Origin of the sequence: Paraburkholderia aspalathi, assembly GCF_905220735.1 — a bacterium.
Taxonomy (GTDB): domain Bacteria; phylum Pseudomonadota; class Gammaproteobacteria; order Burkholderiales; family Burkholderiaceae; genus Paraburkholderia; species Paraburkholderia aspalathi.
Genome location: NZ_CAJNBA010000003.1, coordinates 174,720 through 191,685, shown reverse-complemented (window position 1 = coordinate 191,685; position 16,966 = coordinate 174,720). Strand labels below are relative to the sequence as shown.

General features: G+C 62.4%; 17 protein-coding genes. 9 read left to right on the top strand and 8 right to left on the bottom strand.

Annotated features, from left to right (window positions below; genetic code table 11):
• Nucleotides 1–10: 10 nt before the first annotated feature.
• The gene (locus KHO30_RS19700; RefSeq protein ID WP_211701927.1) at nucleotides 11–340 is read left to right on the top strand and encodes a hypothetical protein; all 330 of its coding nucleotides are present in this window, start codon (nucleotides 11–13) and stop codon (nucleotides 338–340) included.
• 128 nt (nucleotides 341–468) lie between these two features.
• Here KHO30_RS19700 and KHO30_RS19695 read toward each other — a convergent pair whose 3' ends face one another.
• The gene (locus KHO30_RS19695) at nucleotides 469–912 is read right to left on the bottom strand and encodes a MarR family winged helix-turn-helix transcriptional regulator (protein ID WP_054034675.1); all 444 of its coding nucleotides are present in this window, start codon (nucleotides 910–912) and stop codon (nucleotides 469–471) included.
• A 157-nt stretch (nucleotides 913–1,069) separates the two neighbouring features.
• Between KHO30_RS19695 and KHO30_RS19690 the strand changes: the two genes are divergently transcribed.
• The gene (locus tag KHO30_RS19690) at nucleotides 1,070–2,605 is read left to right on the top strand and encodes a DHA2 family efflux MFS transporter permease subunit (protein ID WP_211701926.1); all 1,536 of its coding nucleotides are present in this window, start codon (nucleotides 1,070–1,072) and stop codon (nucleotides 2,603–2,605) included.
• Between the two features lie 47 nt (nucleotides 2,606–2,652).
• On the opposite strand, the gene KHO30_RS19685 is transcribed toward KHO30_RS19690, so the two are convergent.
• Complete coding sequence (locus KHO30_RS19685) at nucleotides 2,653–3,360, bottom strand: FadR/GntR family transcriptional regulator (protein WP_200618259.1); 708 nt, start codon at nucleotides 3,358–3,360, stop codon at nucleotides 2,653–2,655.
• 241 nt (nucleotides 3,361–3,601) lie between these two features.
• Between KHO30_RS19685 and dgoD the strand changes: the two genes are divergently transcribed.
• The 3 genes from dgoD (at nucleotide 3,602) to KHO30_RS19670 (ending at nucleotide 5,538) form a co-directional block, all read left to right on the top strand.
• A complete protein-coding gene (dgoD, locus tag KHO30_RS19680; protein ID WP_012434262.1) occupies nucleotides 3,602–4,750 on the top strand; it encodes a galactonate dehydratase in 1,149 nt (382 codons plus the stop codon).
• 228 nt (nucleotides 4,751–4,978) lie between these two features.
• The gene (locus KHO30_RS19675; protein ID WP_093635549.1) at nucleotides 4,979–5,281 is read left to right on the top strand and encodes a hypothetical protein; all 303 of its coding nucleotides are present in this window, start codon (nucleotides 4,979–4,981) and stop codon (nucleotides 5,279–5,281) included.
• Nucleotides 5,282–5,307: 26 nt separating this feature from the next.
• Nucleotides 5,308–5,538: a YodC family protein gene (locus KHO30_RS19670; RefSeq protein WP_093635754.1), complete on the top strand. Its 231-nt coding sequence runs from the start codon at nucleotides 5,308–5,310 to the stop codon at nucleotides 5,536–5,538.
• A gap of 85 nt (nucleotides 5,539–5,623) precedes the next feature.
• On the opposite strand, the gene KHO30_RS19665 is transcribed toward KHO30_RS19670, so the two are convergent.
• Together KHO30_RS19665 and copC are read right to left on the bottom strand one after the other, a co-directional pair.
• Nucleotides 5,624–6,556: a CopD family protein gene (locus KHO30_RS19665; RefSeq protein WP_211701925.1), complete on the bottom strand. Its 933-nt coding sequence runs from the start codon at nucleotides 6,554–6,556 to the stop codon at nucleotides 5,624–5,626.
• Nucleotides 6,553–6,930, bottom strand: a complete 378-nt coding sequence (gene copC, locus KHO30_RS19660) for a copper homeostasis periplasmic binding protein CopC (RefSeq protein WP_175050779.1) — start codon at nucleotides 6,928–6,930, stop codon at nucleotides 6,553–6,555. The genes KHO30_RS19665 and copC overlap by 4 nt, the downstream gene beginning before the upstream one ends.
• A 369-nt stretch (nucleotides 6,931–7,299) precedes the next feature.
• On the opposite strand from copC, the gene KHO30_RS19655 reads away from it, so the two are divergent.
• From KHO30_RS19655 to KHO30_RS19640, 4 genes are all read left to right on the top strand, one after another.
• Complete coding sequence (locus KHO30_RS19655) at nucleotides 7,300–8,031, top strand: c-type cytochrome (RefSeq protein ID WP_093635543.1); 732 nt, start codon at nucleotides 7,300–7,302, stop codon at nucleotides 8,029–8,031.
• 21 nt (nucleotides 8,032–8,052) lie between these two features.
• Nucleotides 8,053–9,351 carry a c-type cytochrome gene (locus tag KHO30_RS19650; RefSeq protein WP_200650528.1) on the top strand — a complete coding sequence of 433 codons (1,299 nt, stop codon included), beginning with the start codon at nucleotides 8,053–8,055 and terminating at the stop codon, nucleotides 9,349–9,351.
• Between the two features lie 118 nt (nucleotides 9,352–9,469).
• Nucleotides 9,470–10,090 carry a PAQR family membrane homeostasis protein TrhA gene (trhA, locus tag KHO30_RS19645; RefSeq protein ID WP_093635539.1) on the top strand — a complete coding sequence of 207 codons (621 nt, stop codon included), beginning with the start codon at nucleotides 9,470–9,472 and terminating at the stop codon, nucleotides 10,088–10,090.
• A gap of 232 nt (nucleotides 10,091–10,322) precedes the next feature.
• Nucleotides 10,323–11,903 carry a DEAD/DEAH box helicase gene (locus KHO30_RS19640; protein ID WP_211701924.1) on the top strand — a complete coding sequence of 527 codons (1,581 nt, stop codon included), beginning with the start codon at nucleotides 10,323–10,325 and terminating at the stop codon, nucleotides 11,901–11,903.
• 37 nt (nucleotides 11,904–11,940) lie between these two features.
• On the opposite strand, the gene KHO30_RS19635 is transcribed toward KHO30_RS19640, so the two are convergent.
• From KHO30_RS19635 to ggt, 4 genes are all read right to left on the bottom strand, one after another.
• Complete coding sequence (locus KHO30_RS19635; protein WP_093635534.1) at nucleotides 11,941–12,465, bottom strand: pyridoxamine 5'-phosphate oxidase family protein; 525 nt, start codon at nucleotides 12,463–12,465, stop codon at nucleotides 11,941–11,943.
• Between the two features lie 135 nt (nucleotides 12,466–12,600).
• Nucleotides 12,601–13,428, bottom strand: coding sequence for a ferritin-like domain-containing protein (locus tag KHO30_RS19630; RefSeq protein ID WP_211701923.1), 828 nt, complete (start codon nucleotides 13,426–13,428; stop codon nucleotides 12,601–12,603).
• A gap of 342 nt (nucleotides 13,429–13,770) precedes the next feature.
• Nucleotides 13,771–15,135 carry an MFS transporter gene (locus KHO30_RS19625; protein WP_211701922.1) on the bottom strand — a complete coding sequence of 455 codons (1,365 nt, stop codon included), beginning with the start codon at nucleotides 15,133–15,135 and terminating at the stop codon, nucleotides 13,771–13,773.
• A complete protein-coding gene (gene ggt / locus KHO30_RS19620) occupies nucleotides 15,136–16,773 on the bottom strand; it encodes a gamma-glutamyltransferase (RefSeq protein ID WP_211701921.1) in 1,638 nt (545 codons plus the stop codon).
• Nucleotides 16,774–16,966: the final 193 nt, after the last annotated feature.

Here is a 16,966-nt window from a genome sequence, read left to right as displayed (position 1 = left end):
AGGTTTCTTGATGACGTTCCGTACCGCCGCGCTTGCCGTGGCCACCGCATCCAGCACGCTTCTCGCCGCCGCATCGCCGCTCTCCGCCAACGCCCAGACGCCGCCCGACAGTCAGTGGCGCGCCAGTTCGCTCACGCTCTCGACCTTGCTGCAGGACGGCTACAAAATCGTCGCCGTTGTGAACGGCGTGCGCGGCAACGCCGGCCCAACCGACACGATCTTCGTTCAGCGCGATCAGAGCGCGTTCAAATGTCTCGACCCGTCGTCGTCCGATGCGAAATCGAAGGCTGCGTGCTTCGAACTGGTTCAGCCGTCGGGTGCTGCCCCCGAATCCAAATAGACGGATGACTTTGCACAATCGAGCCATCGGCTTTAACGCCCGCAACTAAAAAAGGAGCTGGCTTGCGCCAGCTCCTTTGCAGTGTCTTAGCCCGGTGCTGCCCTAACAAAAACGGCCAAGCCCCACACTCACCGATCCACCAGTCGGCTGAGATTCCCGCGCACCCGTTGCAGCAGCGCGATGAGCTGCTTCGCTTCTTCGTCGGTAAAACCGTTCAGCGCTTCGAGCGCAACTTCATCGCCCACTTTGCGGGCCTTGCCGAGCGTGCGCTCGGCCTTCGGTGTCATGCGCACCTGGCGTTCGCGGCGATCCTCCGGATTGGCCGTGCGCTCGATCCAGCCGCCCTCTTCCATCCGGTCCAGCAGACGCCCCGCCGAAATCGGCGCGACTTCGAGCAGGTCCGCGAGCCGCGCCTGATTGACGTCGCCGTAATGGGCGAGATTGGCCAGCACGCGGCACTGCGCGCGCGTCAGATCGACCGATGACTTCGCGAGATCGTCGAAACGCTTGCCTGTCAGGCGGCCGACGTCGGAAATCAGAAAGCCGAAGCGCTCTTCGAGTTGGGTAGTCATGCGCCGATTATACGAAAGGGTTTCGTTTGTCATCGTCGGAATGGCTGCAAAACCGGCGCAGCGGGCGTAATTCAGGCTCCGCATAAATCCTGGTGGGCGGATGCATTTGCAGCCAATATAATAAGCATGCTTACTATATCGAAGGTCCTGCTCTCCCATGTCAACCGACTCCGCGTCGACGAGCGCCGCCCCGCTCAATCGGCCGATGATCACCGTCTCGATCATGCTCGCAACGCTGATCCAGACGCTCGACAGCACCATCGCCAACGTCGCACTGCCGCACATGCAAGGCACGCTGTCGGCGTCGCAGGATGAGATCACGTGGGTGCTGACGTCGTACATCGTCGCGGCCGCGATCGCCACGCCGCTGACCGGCTGGCTATCCGACCGGCTGAGCGTCAAGCGGCTGCTGATCTTCGCGATCGGCGGCTTCACGGTGGCCTCGGCGCTATGCGGCTTGTCGGAAACGCTGACGCAGATCGTCGCATCGCGTTTGCTGCAGGGGATTTTCGGGGCCTCGCTGGTGCCACTGTCGCAATCGATCCTGCTCGACATCAATCCGCGCGAAAAGCAGGGCCAGGCGATGGCGGTGTGGGGTATGGGCGTGATGGTCGGACCGATTCTCGGGCCGACGCTCGGCGGCTGGCTCACCGATAGCTACAACTGGCGCTGGGTGTTTTTCATCAACGTACCGATCGGTGCGTTCGCGCTGTTCGGCGTGGCGACCTTCCTGCCCGCGCGTGAACCGAAGCACGATGCGAAGTTCGACGCATTCGGCTTTGCCACCCTGGGTCTCGCGATCGGCGCGCTGCAGGCGATGCTCGACCGCGGCGAGCAACTCGACTGGTTCGGCTCGAATGAGATCGTCATCGAGGCGCTACTCGCGGCGATCAGCTTCGCGTTCTTCCTCGTGCATACGGCCACGGTCGGCAAGAAATCGTTCTTCAAATACGAATTGCTGAAGGACCCGAACTTCGCCACCGGCACGTTCTTCATCTTCGTGATCGGCGCGGTGATGTATGCGACGCGTGCGTTGCTGCCGCCGATGCTGCAAAACCTGATGAACTATCCCGTGGCGACCACGGGTCTCGTCACAGCGCCGAGCGGCGCGGGAACCATGGTGGCGATGCTGTTCGCCGGACGGCTATTGAAGCGGATCGACGCGCGGCTTCTCCTGCTCGCCGGCTTCCTGATCTCCGCGTTCGCACTGTGGCAGATGATGCAGTACACGATCGTGTTGTCGGAATCGGACATCATCTGGCCTGGCGTGATTCAGGGCTTTGGTCTCGGCCTCGTGTTCGTGCCATTGAGCGCGCTGACCTTCTCCACGCTCACGCCCGAACTGCGCGCGGACGGCACCGCGACGTACAGCCTGATGCGCAATATTGGCAGCAGTATTGGCATTTCGATCGTGCAGACGCTGATGACCCGCAACACGCAGGTCTCGCATGCCGACCTCGCAGCGAATGTCACGCCGTTCAATCCGGCAATCCAGCCGATGCTCAATAGCGGCTCGAATTACGACCTGGCCGCGCTGAATGCGTCGATTACGCAGCAGGCGTCGATGATCGCGTATCTGAATGACTTCAAGCTGATGTTCGTGGCGACGCTACTGGTCATTCCACTGCTGCTGTTGATCCGACCAGCGCGCCAGGCGCCGGATGCATCAGTGGCGCACGCGGCGATGGATTGAGCATGATGATGGCGTCAAGCGGGAGCGGCAGAGCTTTCGCGCCACGCTCACGCTTCGATTCTCCCTCGCGTCACGCCCAGCAATCCGGCCATTGCCTCTCGCGCCGCCGTTGCATCACGGTCGCGGATCGCTTCGAACACCGCCGTGTGTTCGGCCAGCGACGCATTGAACACGTCCGCGCGTTTCGCGTTCAGGCGGAGCTGCGCTTCCAATGTGCGCTCGATCAGCGTGCCGAGCGGAATCAGCAATTCGTTGCTGCAGGCCGTCAGCACGCTTAGATGAAACTGCAGATCGGCGCGCACCCATTCATCGACGTTACGCGCCCCGACCATCGACGCATGCGCTGCCGCGAGCGCATTGAAGGTGCCGTCCGTATGCGAGGCCGCCGCCAGCCCCGCCGCGTACGGCTCGATCATCTCGCGCATTTCCTGCAGCTTGAGCGCAAAGGCCATCGGTTCGGCGACGCGCGAATACCAGTCGAGCACATCGACATCGAGCAGATTCCATGCATGTTTCGGCCGCACCCGCGTGCCCACCCGGGGACGCGATTCGATCAGCCCTTTCGACGTCAGCGTACGCAGCGCTTCGCGCAACACTGTCCGACTCACGCCGAAGGTGTCCATCAACTCCGCCTCACGCGGCAGGATCGAATCGGGCGCGTAGTCGCCGCGCAGAATCGCGGTCGCCAGCAGATGGGCGACGCGCCCATGCAGATCGTGCTGAATAGCTTTCTCCCAGCGGCCTCTCGGCGCTATTGATATTGGACCTGAGCCCGGAACGACCGCGATTATCCGGTATCTCCACTTGCCAACTTCTGAATTCAGCGCCGTTGCCGGGTTGGCATGCTCGGCGGCGTTCAGTTGCGACCTCGTCGTCGCCAGCCACTATTTGGCCAATAGTACTATTAATAGTACTTAATCGCACTTTTGTTGTAGCATGTGAATCCTCGAAATTGCCCGCACACGCAGGCACCCAAGCCGCAAGGAGACACACATCATGAAAATCACCAAGCTCGAAACCTTTATCGTCCCGCCGCGTTGGTGCTTCCTGAAGATCGAGACGGATGAAGGCATCGTCGGCTGGGGCGAGCCGGTGGTCGAAGGCCGCGCGCATACGGTGGCCGCCGCCGTCGAGGAACTGTCCGACTATCTGATCGGCAAAGACCCGCTGCTGATCGAAGATCACTGGCAGGTGATGTATCGCTCGGGCTTCTACCGCGGCGGCCCGATCACCATGAGCGCGATCGCCGGCGTCGACCAGGCGCTGTGGGACATCAAGGGCAAGCATCATGGCGTGCCGATTCACGCGCTGCTCGGCGGCCAGGTGCGCGACAAGATCAAGGTGTATTCGTGGATCGGCGGCGACCGTCCGAGCGACGTCGCAAACAATGCTCGCGCCGTGGTCGAACGCGGCTTCAAGGCCGTGAAGATGAACGGCTCCGAAGAGTTGCAGATCATCGACACCTTCGACAAGGTGCAAGGCGTCATCAACAACGTCGCCGCCGTGCGCGAAGCGGTGGGACCGAACATCGGCATCGGCGTGGACTTCCACGGCCGCGTGCATAAGCCGATGGCGAAGGTGCTGGCCAAAGAACTCGACCCGTACAAGCTGCTCTTCATCGAAGAGCCGGTGCTGTCGGAAAACGCGGAAGCCTTGCGCGACATCGTCAACCAGACCAACACGCCGATCGCTTTGGGTGAACGTCTGTATTCGCGCTGGGACTTCAAGCACATCCTGTCGGGCGGCTACGTCGACATCATCCAGCCGGACGCGTCGCACGCGGGCGGGATTACCGAATGTCGCAAGATCGCCTCGATGGCCGAGGCGTACGACGTCGCGCTCGCGCTGCACTGCCCGCTCGGCCCGATCGCTTTGGCCACCTGCCTGCAGATCGACGCAGTGAGCTACAACGCGTTCATCCAGGAACAGAGCCTGGGCATTCACTACAACCAGGGCAACGACCTGCTCGACTACATCAAGAACCCCGAAGTCTTCAAATACGAAGACGGCTTCGTATCGATTCCGCAAGGCCCGGGCCTCGGCATCGAAGTGAACGAAGAGAAGGTGCGCGAGATGGCGAAGGTCGGCCACCGCTGGCGCAATCCGGTGTGGCGCCATGAGGATGGCAGCGTCGCGGAATGGTAATAGCCGGCGCGCACGTTACGGCAGACGTAGCGTGCGCCGTCTCAGTTACGTAACACCACGGACCGAAGCCGCCGGAATACGCCCTTTCCGGCACTTTTCCGGTTTGATCGCATCACCCGCAAAGCCTTATCCATAAAGGCTTTCAAGCCGTTTGTTCGGCATCAGACATACGCATGGCCCGCTCCTTGCTCAAATGCATTCAGAACGACAAATGCATCGGGGAACATCATGGGCGAATTCCTTCCAGACTATCTGATCCGCGAACAGGCCGCCGTCGGCGCGCTGGTGGTGTTCGGCGTGCTTCGCATCTTCGGCGCGATGCTCGCGTATGAACGCGGCTGGCGCATCTCGGTAGTCGAAAAATGCTTTATCGCGGCCGCGGTGCTGTACTGCCTGCCGCAACTCTTCGACCTGCTCACCCACATGTATGGCTCGCGTGCCGCCGGCGCGGAACTGGAAGGCAAAGCCGCGGGCTGCGCGATCGCGCTCTTCTGCGCGCCGATTCTCGGACACCGGCTCGGCCTCGAATGATCGGTTTCGTCGAACGGACGCTCATCATGCGACTGCGAAAGAAACCTGCGAGCCCCGCGAAGCCTGCCTACCGGGCCGGCGACGTCCTGACGCTCAAATCCGGTGGACGTCCGATGACCGCCACCTGGAGCGGACCGGTGCTGTTCGCGCCGGGCAACTGGTTGATCTGCCAGTGGTTCGGCAACGACGGCGAACTGCAGCAGGAAATGTTTCCGGAAGAGACGCTGGAACGGGCGCACAACGCGTTCACCGCCTAGAGGGCAGTAACGGATCAGCCGGCCACCGCCGGGCGACCGTGTGTATTGCGCCGCACGCCTTTGCTGTGCGGCGCTTTTTTTAGCCTTAACTGCCCAACGCGGCGAATGCCGGCACGCTGTGCGACAAGACTGCCGCCGCGACAAACACACCGATTATCGCCAGCGCTTCGAGATACAGCACGTTGACGAAGGTATGCGCGTCCATCGTCGAGGCCGTGCGGCGCAGGCGCGGCAGCGCCGAGAAACGATTGAGCCCGCCGAGCACCAGCGCGAGCGCGACTAACGCAAGCTTCAGCGTCAGCACATGGCCCCATGTGCTCATCTCGATGGCTTCGAACGAGCCGCCCGAGCCACGCACGGCGTTGAAGATCCCGGTGAGCAGCACCAGCCCGACCGCCACCACAGATACGCTCGACACCTGGGTCGCCGTGCGGATCAGCATCCCGCGTGCGGTCGACGTGCCGAGCGCGGGCAATACCGCGAGCCCCGCCGCCATCGCCAGTCCGCCCCAGACGCTCGTCACCAGCACATGCAGCGTCTGCATGCCGATCGCCGCCGAAGCCGGACCGGCATCGGCCGCATGTCCGAGCGACGCCTTGCCTGCCGCGATCGCGATCACCGCGAGCCACAGCAGCGCATTGCGCAGCATACCCGTATGACTGGCCATGGCCGTGCCCAGCAGCACCAGCGCGCCGGCGAACGCCACGCTCCAGCCGTAACCGACATGGGTTTGCGTCAAGACAGTCGGCACCACGCCAATCGCCGCCGGCAACGCGACGCCGCTCATCGACGCCGCCTGATACAGCAGCCAGCCCAGGTCCGCGAGCACCAGCACGACGGATGCCGTCAGCATCGACCGTTGCGCGCGCAACCAGGCGGGCCGTGCGGGGTTGATCTTGCTCTGCGCGTCCTTGGCGAGCCAGGCGCTGAGCAGCGCCGAACCGACGGCAAACGCAAACGCGACATTCATGAGCGCGGCCATCGCGACCTGCCCGATCCACAGTCCGTCCATGCTCATTTGACGATGAACGCGAAGTTGCCTTGCGTACGGTGGCCGTCCGTGGCTACCGCGATCCAGTGCACCGCGTAGCGGCCGGCCGTCAGTTGCGGCAGCGCCAGGTGCATCACCTTTGCGTCACTTTGGTCGACTTGCGACGCAGCCGGTGCGGCGGGCTTGCCGCTCGCGTCGCTCAGTTCGATCCGGCTGAACGCCGGTTCGAGCGGCTCGGTGAAATGGATCGTCACTTCAGTGGCAGCGGCCACTTCGGCGTTTGCCGCAGGCTCGCTCGACACCAGATGCGCATGCGCGAAAGCCGTGGACGTCATGACCAGCGCCGCGGCGCCGAACGTCAACGCATGGAGCGCCGGACGGGAAAAATTGAATAGCTTCATGTAAGGCAGATAGCTCGTGGAAAGTAAAACGGTAGACGGTGAGCCGAAGGTCGTCCGCGTCGGACGGACGCCGGCGCGCCCGGAAGTGTACGCTTCGATGGCCGGCGCGCGCGTCGGTTCAACCTGCTTTGTTATGCAAGCCGGCATGAACGCAACATGCGTCCGCGATCCCGAGGATAGAATCGGGACGCCCGCTCCGCTTGCCAGCCAACGACGCGCGTCAAACTGTCGCATCGCTGTGACACCCGGAACCTTCTCTAATGTGGCAAATAGTCACCATCACCCTTCGATGATAGAATGCTGCGTCGCCGCAGCGCCGGCTGCCCTTCACACCGAGCCGCTCGAAGTTCGGTCAGGTCCCCGATTTTGATGGAGTTACGCGTGTCTTCAAGACGCATTTTCCGCCCGTTGCTTGCCCTTCTGCTGATCGGCTCCGCGGGTGTCTATAGCGCTGCGAAAGCGCAGACTCAACCGAAGGCCCCCGATACGATGGAAGCGCGCGTGCAAGGCTGCACGGCTTGCCACGGTTCGCACGGCCAAGGTACCGACAACGACTACTTCCCGCGTCTGGCGGGCAAGCCGGCCGACTATCTGTACAACCAGTTGCAGAACTTCCGCGAAGGGCGCCGCAAGTACCCGCCCATGAACTACCTCGTCACGTATCTTTCTGACGACTACCTTCATCAAATCGCCACGTACTTCTCGCAGCAACGCCCGCCGTACCCCACACCGGCCAAGCCGACCGTGTCGGCTAGCATCGTTGCGCGCGGCCAGCAGATCGTCCTGAACGGCGACGCATCCAAACAGATTCCGGCGTGCGCGGCTTGCCACGGCAAGGCGCTGACCGGCATGGAACCCGCTATCCCGGGTCTGGTCGGCCTGCATGCTGACTACATCAGCGCGCAATTGGGCGCATGGCGTTCGGGCTCGCGCCACGCCATCGCACCGGATTGCATGCACACCATCGCCACCCGCCTGACTGATGAAGACGTGAACGCCGTTGCTGCCTGGCTTTCCACGCAAAAGGCTCCACAAAACCCCGTGCCGGCTCCGGCCCGCTCGTTGAAGACTCCGCTTGCCTGCGGCAGCGAACCGCAATAAGGCACCGGGAGAGACACTCAAATGAAACGCAAGTCTTTGTTCGCCCTCTCGGCAGTCGTCGTCGTTGCGGCTGCCGCACTCGTTCCCGTCCTGTGGTCGGGCGGCGACAACCTGCATAACGGCACGGCCATGGCGGCAACGCCCGCCGACCAGGCCGCGCTGATCAAGAAGGGCGAGTACCTCGCCCGCGCCGGCGACTGTATCGCCTGCCACACGGTGCGCGGCGGCAAGCAGTTCGCCGGCGGCCTTCCCATGCTGACGCCGTTCGGCACGATGTTCACGCCGAACATCACGCCTGACGACCAGTACGGTATCGGCAAGTGGACGCAGGACGACTTCTACCGCGCCATGCACACGGGCCGCTCGAAAGACGGCAGCCTGCTTTACCCGGGCTTCCCGTTCACGAGCTACACGAAGGTCACGCGCGCCGACTCGGACGCGATCTACGCGTACCTGCGCTCGGTTACGCCGGTCAATGTGGCGAGCCGTCCGCACGAACTGAAATTCCCGTTCAACCAGCGCAACATGCTGATCGGCTGGCGCACGCTGTTCTTCCGCGAAGGCGAGTACAAGGCTGATCCGACCAAGTCGGTCGAATGGAACCGTGGTGCGTACCTGATCGAAGGCCTCGGCCACTGCGGCATGTGCCACACGTCGATCAACGCCATGGGCGGCCCGGTCAGCTCGGCTGCGTTTGCCGGCGGCTTGATCCCGCTGCAGAACTGGTACGCACCGTCGTTGACGTCGAACAAGGAAGCCGGCCTCGGCGACTGGGAGACCAAAGACATCGCCGATCTGCTGAAGACCGGTGTGTCGAACCGCGGCGCGGTGTTCGGTCCGATGGCTGAAGTGGTTCACAACAGCCTGCAGTACATGTCGGACGAAGACATCAACGCGATGGCCACGTACCTGAAGACGATTCCGCAGAAGAGCGAAGCGCCGGAACCGCTGCAGCTCGAAACCTCGGAAAAGTTCGGTGGCGAACTGTTGAAGCAAGGTCAGAAGATCTACGCTGACAACTGCGCGAAGTGCCACGCGGAAAATGGTCTTGGTATGCCGCCGGCCTTCCCGCCGCTCGCGAACAACCAGTCGATCCAGATGCCGTCGGCGGTCAACCCGATCCGTATGGTGCTGAACGGTGGTTATCCGCCGAGCACGGACGCCAACCCGCATCCGTATGGCATGCCGCCGTTCGCCCAGGCACTGTCGAACACGGAAGTGGCCGCCGTTGTGACGTACATTCGTATGTCCTGGGGCAACCACGGTACGGCTGTGTCGCCGCAGCAAGTGTCCGATCTGCGCTCGGCGCCGCTCGACTAAGCAGCGTCAGATGCACCTGGGGCGCGGCCTGCGAATCACGCGGCCGCGCCCTTCGTTTTTGCAGGACCGGTATCATGTGGGTATAAACCCTTATGAAACCGCGCAGGAGGAAAGAGCCGTGCATGTCGGTGAGCGTTTCAACAGCATTACCCATCTCGTCGGCGCCGTGCTGTCGGTGGCGGGGCTGGCTACGCTCGTGACAATGGGCGCGCTCGACGGCGACGCGTACAAGGTGGTGAGTTTCAGCGTCTACGGTGCGATGCTGTTCGTGCTGTATGCTATCTCCACGCTCTACCACAGCGTGCGCAACCCGCGTGTCAAAGCGGTTCTGCAAAAATGCGACCATTCGGCGATCTATCTGTTGATCGCCGGCAGCTACACCCCGTTCACGCTGGTCACTTTGCGCGGACCGTGGGGCTGGTCGCTATTCGGCGTAAGCTGGGGGCTTGCCGCTCTCGGCATCGTGCAGGAACTGACGCTCGGGCGACGCACCCGCAGCGTTTCGATGGTGTTGTATGTCTTGATGGGATGGCTCGCGCTCGTTGCCGTCCGCCCGCTGGTTCAAGCCTTACCGGCAGCGGGTACCGCCTGGCTCGTGGCCGGCGGGGTCATCTACAGCGCCGGCATCTACTTCTTCATCAACGACGAGCGCATCCGGCACGGACATGGTATCTGGCACCTGTTCGTACTGGCGGGCAGTCTGTGTCAATTCGTCAGTGTTGCGCGCTACGTCGCGTGACATCCCACGGCGGCGAAATGCAACTTAAGGCCAGTCAACGTGTCTTCATAGCGCGTTGAAGCATTCGGCACGCTTGTGAGCGTGCCGCCGATTTCTCTGCGACCGGAACTGGGCTTTGGCCTCGAACGCGCCATAGAGGCGTGTTCATGCCGTGCCTTACCCGCTGGTACCCGCCTGGGTCCATTGGGTGCCGTCTGGTGCCGTTCGCGAAACTGCATTGCAAAGAGCATTTATGTCTTTTGATTCCCTCGGCTTGTCCGAACCGCTGGTCCGCGCTGTACACGAACTCGGCTACACCACCCCGACTCCGATCCAGACACAAGCAATCCCCGCCGTGCTCAACGGCGGCGACCTGCTGGCCGGCGCGCAGACCGGCACCGGCAAGACCGCCGGCTTCACGCTGCCGATCCTGCAGCGTCTGAACACCATGCCCGCTGTCACCACGGCGTCGGGCAAGCGCGTTGTCCGCGCACTGATCCTCACGCCGACGCGTGAGCTGGCCGCACAAGTCGAAGAAAGCGTGCGCGCCTACGGCAAGTATCTGAAGCTGAAGTCGACCGTGATGTTCGGCGGCGTCGGCATCAATCCGCAAATCGGCGCGCTGCGCAGCGGCGTGGACATCGTCGTCGCGACGCCGGGCCGTTTGCTCGACCACATGCAGCAGAAGACCATCGACCTGTCGCATCTCGAGATTCTCGTGCTCGACGAAGCGGACCGCATGCTGGACATGGGCTTCATCCATGACATCAAGCGCGTGCTCGCGAAGTTGCCGCCGAAGCGTCAGAACCTGCTGTTCTCGGCTACGTTCTCGGACGAGATCAAGACGCTCGCCGACAATCTGCTCGACTCGCCGGCGCTGATCGAAGTCGCCCGTCGCAACACGACGGCTGAACTCGTCGCACAAAAGATTCACCCGGTCGACCGCGATAAGAAGCGTGAGCTGCTCACGCACCTCATCAAGCAACACAACTGGTTCCAGGTGCTGGTGTTCACGCGCACCAAGCACGGCGCGAACCGCCTTGCCGAACAGCTGACGAAAGACGGCATCAGCGCACTGGCGATTCACGGCAACAAGAGCCAGTCGGCCCGCACGCGCGCGCTCGCCGAGTTCAAGGACGCCACGCTGCAAGTACTGGTCGCAACCGACATCGCCGCACGCGGTATCGATATCGATCAGCTGCCGCACGTGGTCAACTACGATTTGCCGAACGTGCCGGAAGACTACGTGCACCGCATCGGCCGCACGGGTCGTGCAGGCGCATCGGGCGAGGCGATTTCGCTGGTGTGCGTCGACGAATTGCAACTGCTGAAGGACATCGAGAAGCTGATCAAGCGTCAGGTGCCGCAGGAAGTGATCGCCGGTTTCGAGCCGGATCCGACTGCGAAGCCGGAGCCGATTCTGCGCCGTGGCCAGGGTGGTGGTGGCGGCGGTGGCAATCGTCAGCCGCGCCAGAGCCAGGGTGCGCCGAAACGCGACGGTGGCCAGCGTGACGGCGGCCGCCGCGATGGCGCGTCGTCGGCCAAGCCCGCACAACGTTCGGGTCAGCGTCCGGCGAATGGTCAGCAACAGCCGAAGCCGCAAGGGGCGAAGCCGGCCGGTAACGGCGGCCAGCCGCGCCGCGACGGTCAGCGCCATGACGGTCAGCCGCGTGCCGCGGCGCACGAAGGTAGCGCCGCACAACATGCACCGCGCAAACCGCAGGCTGCAAAGCCGCAAGGCGGCAATCCGGGTGCGTTGCTGGGTGGCGCAAAGCCGCGCAACGACGCGCCGCGTGGCGGCCAGCCGACGCGCAGCGGTCAGCGCGGCCGTTAAGTTTCAAGCACTGCCGCTCGCTCGCCGTAGTCGCAGACTATCGGCTAGCCGCAGCGGCAGCCTGCTTCAGGTGCTCGATCTGCCGCTCCCATCGATCGAGCACCGCCTTCCCTTCCCCTTCCAGTTCAAACGTGATGCCGCTCGTCAGGCGCGCATAACGCACGCTCTGCGCCTCCGCTGTGTCGATCGAGCCGATGAGGTACACGAGGCCGCTGTCGTCGCCTGTCACGCCCGCTAACGGCGTCAAACGCAACTGCACCTGATAGAACGCCTCGTCGCAGACGAACGTCAGCGCGGCCCGGCCGTTTTGCGCGATCACGCGTGCCGCCCGAGCCTGCGGCCACAATGCGATGCACAGCGAGCGCGAATCCGGCGCGTACAACTCGCCGACGCCAAGCAGCGACGTGCGCACATGGCCGTTTGCATCGACGGTGAGCAGCGACGCGGTGAACCCCGTCTTGCTCGCCAGCGACGACCCGTCGAACAGCGTGCGAACGGCGTCGGGCCATTCGTCGAACACGTTCTGTTCAAGCGGACGGTCGGGTGAAGGAGAGTCGCTCATGGTATCGATCCAGTCAGTGGCGGATTGCCGAGGTTGCGAAGGCTGCCGAGGATCAATCATGCCTCGAAAAGCAAATGGCCCGCACAAGCGGGCCATTCATCTTCATCCATGCACCGTGCACTCAGCAGAAAAACATCAGCGGAAGAACACGTGCTGCGTGATCTTGGCGAGCGGATAATGCACGCCCGGCTGAATCTTGGCCGGCAGATCGAGCGGCTTAAGCAGCATCTTCACGCACATGTCCGCCGACAGATTGCGCCGAACCAGCGCATTGATGCGCGCGGCCCGTTCGCGGTTATAGGCCGAATCGTGCACGCGTTCCGGATAACGAATCGCGAAGACATGGCGCAAGGCGATCTCCGAGTCTTCGTTCTTGATCTCCATCACACGTCGCATCAACGCGCCGAGAACCGCAAGACGGCCATTGCCTTCGATCTTGTTGTACTTCTTGAAGAACTTGAAAAAGTGCTTGTAGTGACGGACTTCGTCAGTGCGAATGTTGTCGGTGATCTGCTTGAGCACGGGCTCGTCCGAACATTCGCCAATCGCGCGATACAGCGTTGCGGTACCCGTTTCCACTACACAGCGCGCAACCATCTCGAGCGCGCGGGTCTTTTCGAAGTCTTCGACCGAGCAGGTCAGCGAGTACTCCTCCATGAATTTGCGGAAGGCGGTGTCCCAATCGAACTCAGGCCAGACGTAGGCGATATACGTCTTGAGGGCCCGGCCGTGCTGCATTTCTTCCGGCTCCCATTCCTGGTTGAGCCAGGCCGACACTTCGGGGTCGCCGTCGAAGAACGTGCTCAGATTGCTGGTGTAAAGATCGGTACCGCTTTCGATGAACGAAGCGGCGCACAGCAGAAGCAGCAGGTCCTCATTAGCGACGGCCTTCTGACGATCTATGCGGGTAAGGTCGATATCCTCGATCCGCCAGGGCATCACATGGTTCAGCTCAGTGTGCATTGTGTCTTTGCTCCGAAAACTGTATCGACTCGTGGAGCGCGCTCGAAACCGCCCACTATCGCAAGGGCGGTCCGCCGGGTCAGATACAGCGCCTTGATTAGAGTTAACCCCTTGTATCCTGCATCTTAGCCGGTGTTTCACAATTCTGCAGATAACCCAGCACAGACCATGCCGAACCGCCGCAGTTCAAATTTCACGGTAGTCGAATGCTTCAGTTGATTACAAGCGGCACACGCAAGGCACAAAAAAAGCCAGCTCGAGGAGCTGGCTTTGACTTGCAAAGACGTTTCACGTCAACTGCGGCAGGCTCGCTGCGAAGCACAACGGCCGTCGGTCACGCCTTCATGCGGGCTGAACGCCGTCCAGACGCCGGACGCGCCGCATACGCCACGCGACCACGACAAGCGACAAGCCTGATAGCACGGCCGCAACCAGAACGTAGTAACTTGGCGCCAGTTTGTCGCCGGTCAAGTGAATGAAGGTCTCGACAATCGTCGGCGCAAAGCCACCGAAAATCGTTACGCCGATGCTGTAACCGATTGAAAGACCCGTCGAGCGCACCTGCGTGGGAAAGATCTCGGACATCAGTGCGGGCATCGGTCCGGAATAAGCCGCCTTGAAAATTCCAGCGGTGCCTTGCAACAGCAGCAGCCAGCCAATCGTCGGATGCGACTGCAGCAAAGCGAACATCGGATAGATCAGCAAGCCCATCAGTATCGACGTCGTCAGCATGATGCGAATCCGGCCGATGCGGTCCGACAATGCGCCCATCACGGGCGACAGCAGGAACTGCAAGCCGCCATTGAGCACCACCACGCCGAACGACGCCGCAGCCGGCATGTGCAACTGCTTGACCGCGTACATCGGCATGTAGAGCTGCAACACATACACGCCGACCGTGGATTGCGCGACGATGCCCACGGCCAGCAGCAGATTCACCCACTGGCTGCGGAACGACGCGTCCTTCGCATCAGACGCCACCTGATGCTTGCTCGCGGACTCACGCGCTTTACGCAAGGCGAGAAACTCCGGCGTCTCGTCGAGATGCGAGCGGATGTAATAGCCCACCGGCCCGACCAGCAGACCAAAGATGAACGGAAGGCGCCAGCCCCAGCTATTGAGTTGCTCGGGTGGCATCCACGCGGTCAGGAGCGAACCGAAGGCCGCCGCGGTGATCGCGGCCAGTCCCTGGCTCGCGAACTGCCAACTCGCATAGTAGCCACGCCGTGACGCACTGTGTTCGACCATGAAGGCCGTCGCACTGCCGAACTCGCCGCCCACCGCGAAACCTTGCACGAGCCGCGCGAGCAGGATCAACACGGGCGCCGCAAGACCGATCGACGCATACGGCGGCATCACCGCCATCGTGAAGGTGCCGACCATCATCAGCGCGATGGCGAGCGTGAGCGCCGCCTTGCGGCCCTTGCGGTCGCCGTAGACGCCCAGCACGATGGCGCCCAATGGCCGCATCAGGAACGAAATGCCGAAGGTGGCAATGGCGAGCAGCGTCGAGAGCCACTCGTCCTGCATCGGGAAGAACTCTTTCGCGATGATGGTCGCGAAGTAGCCATAGACCAGAAAATCGAACCACTCGAGCGCGTTGCCGACCGACGACGAAAACACGATACGCCGCACCATCGCTTTGGAAAGCGGTGCGGACGTTGAGCGCGGGGATGCAGTCGCGGATTGCGACGCGGGGATGTTCATTTAGAACCCCGCTGCCAGGCCATCGCGACGGCTGTCGCTTGCCGCTACATAGCCGCGGTCCGGATCGTTGCGATCGAGCTTCCAGATGTACTGGCCGGAGCCGAAGTCCATGTACGGATCGTCGACCGACTTGATCGTGTGACCCAGCTTCTGCAATGCCTCGGCAGTCTTCGGATCGAGCGTCGATTCGATGTCGATCGTGAAGTCGCGGTTGACCTTCCAGCGCGGGGCGTCGCAGGCGGCCTGCGGCTGCTGACCATAGTCGAGCATCCGCACGATCGATTGCAGGTGGCCTTGCGGCTGCATATCGCCGCCCATCACACCGAAGCTCATCACCGCTTCCTGCTTGCCGTCCACCTGCTGCGTCAGGAACGACGGGATGATCGTATGGAACGGCCGCTTGCCTCCTTCCACCACGTTCGGCGACTTCGGGTCCATCGAGAAACCGCAGCCGCGGTTCTGCATGGCGATACCGCTATCGGGCACCACGATGCCCGAACCGAAGCCCATGTAGTTCGACTGGATGAAGCTGACCATCATGCCGCGTTCGTCCGCCACCGACATGTAGATCGTGCCGCCGGCCTTCGGCATGCCGAAGTCGAATTGAGTGGCGCGCTTGTGGTCGATCAGCTTCGCGCGCGACGTAAGGTACGCGTCGTCGAGCATCTGCTCGGGCGTGACTTCCATCGAGCGCGGATCGGCGACGTAGCGGTAGACGTCGGCGAATGCCAGCTTCATCGCTTCGATCTGCAAATGCTGCGACTCGACGTTATCGACGGCGAGCTCTTTCACGTCGAATTTTTCGAGGATGCCCAGCGCGATCAGCGCCGCGATGCCCTGGCCGTTCGGCGGAATTTCGTGCACGGTGTAGCCGCGATAATCTTTGCCGATCGGCTCGACCCAATCCGCTTTGTAGTTGCGCAGATCGTCGAGGGTCAACGCGCCGCCGCCTTCACGCGCAAACGCCGCGATCTGTTCGGCGATCTCGCCTTCGTAGTACGCACGCGGACCTTGTTCGGCGAGCTTGCGCAACGTCTTCGCGTGGCCAGGAAAGCGCACCAGTTCGCTGACTTCCGGCGCGCGGCCGCGCGGCATGAAGGTTTGCGCGAAGCCCGGCAGGTCCTTCAATTCGGGGACGGCTGCCGCCCATTTGTAGGCGACGATGCTTGCCACCGCATGGCCGCGCTCGGCGATCTCGATCGCCGGTTCCATCAGATCGGCGAACGGCAGCGAGCCGAATTTCTGATGCAGCGCCTCCCAGCCGGCGATCACGCCCGGCACCGTCACAGCGTCCCAACCGCGCTTGGGTTGTTTGGCAAGACCGTTTTCCTCGCCGTACTTGCGCCTGAAGTAATCGACGTTCCAAGCCGCCGGCGAGACGCCCGACGCGTTCAGGCCATGCAGCTTCTTGCCGTCCCACACTAGCGCGAAAGCGTCGCCGCCAAGGCCGCACGAGACCGGCTCGACCACAGTGATGGCGGCGGCCGCCGCGATCGCCGCGTCGACGGCATTGCCGCCTTTCCACAGCATCCGCAGACCGGCTTGCGCCGCGAGCGGATGCGAAGTCGAAACGATGTTGCGCGCGAATACAGGCAGACGCGGCGTCGGATAGGGGTTTTGCCAGTTGAAGCCAGTCATGTCGAACACTCTCGAAAGCGCGGTCCGGCGTGTTCTATAACGCCGGAACCCATGGGAAACGGGTAAGACTCAGGTAAAACTCGGGTAGCACGCGGGGTAAAACGCGGAGCCTTGGATTGCAGCGCGATCCGGCACAAAAAACAAATTCATTTATCAAATGAATAAATGCGTAAATGACCTGAATAGATCGCCG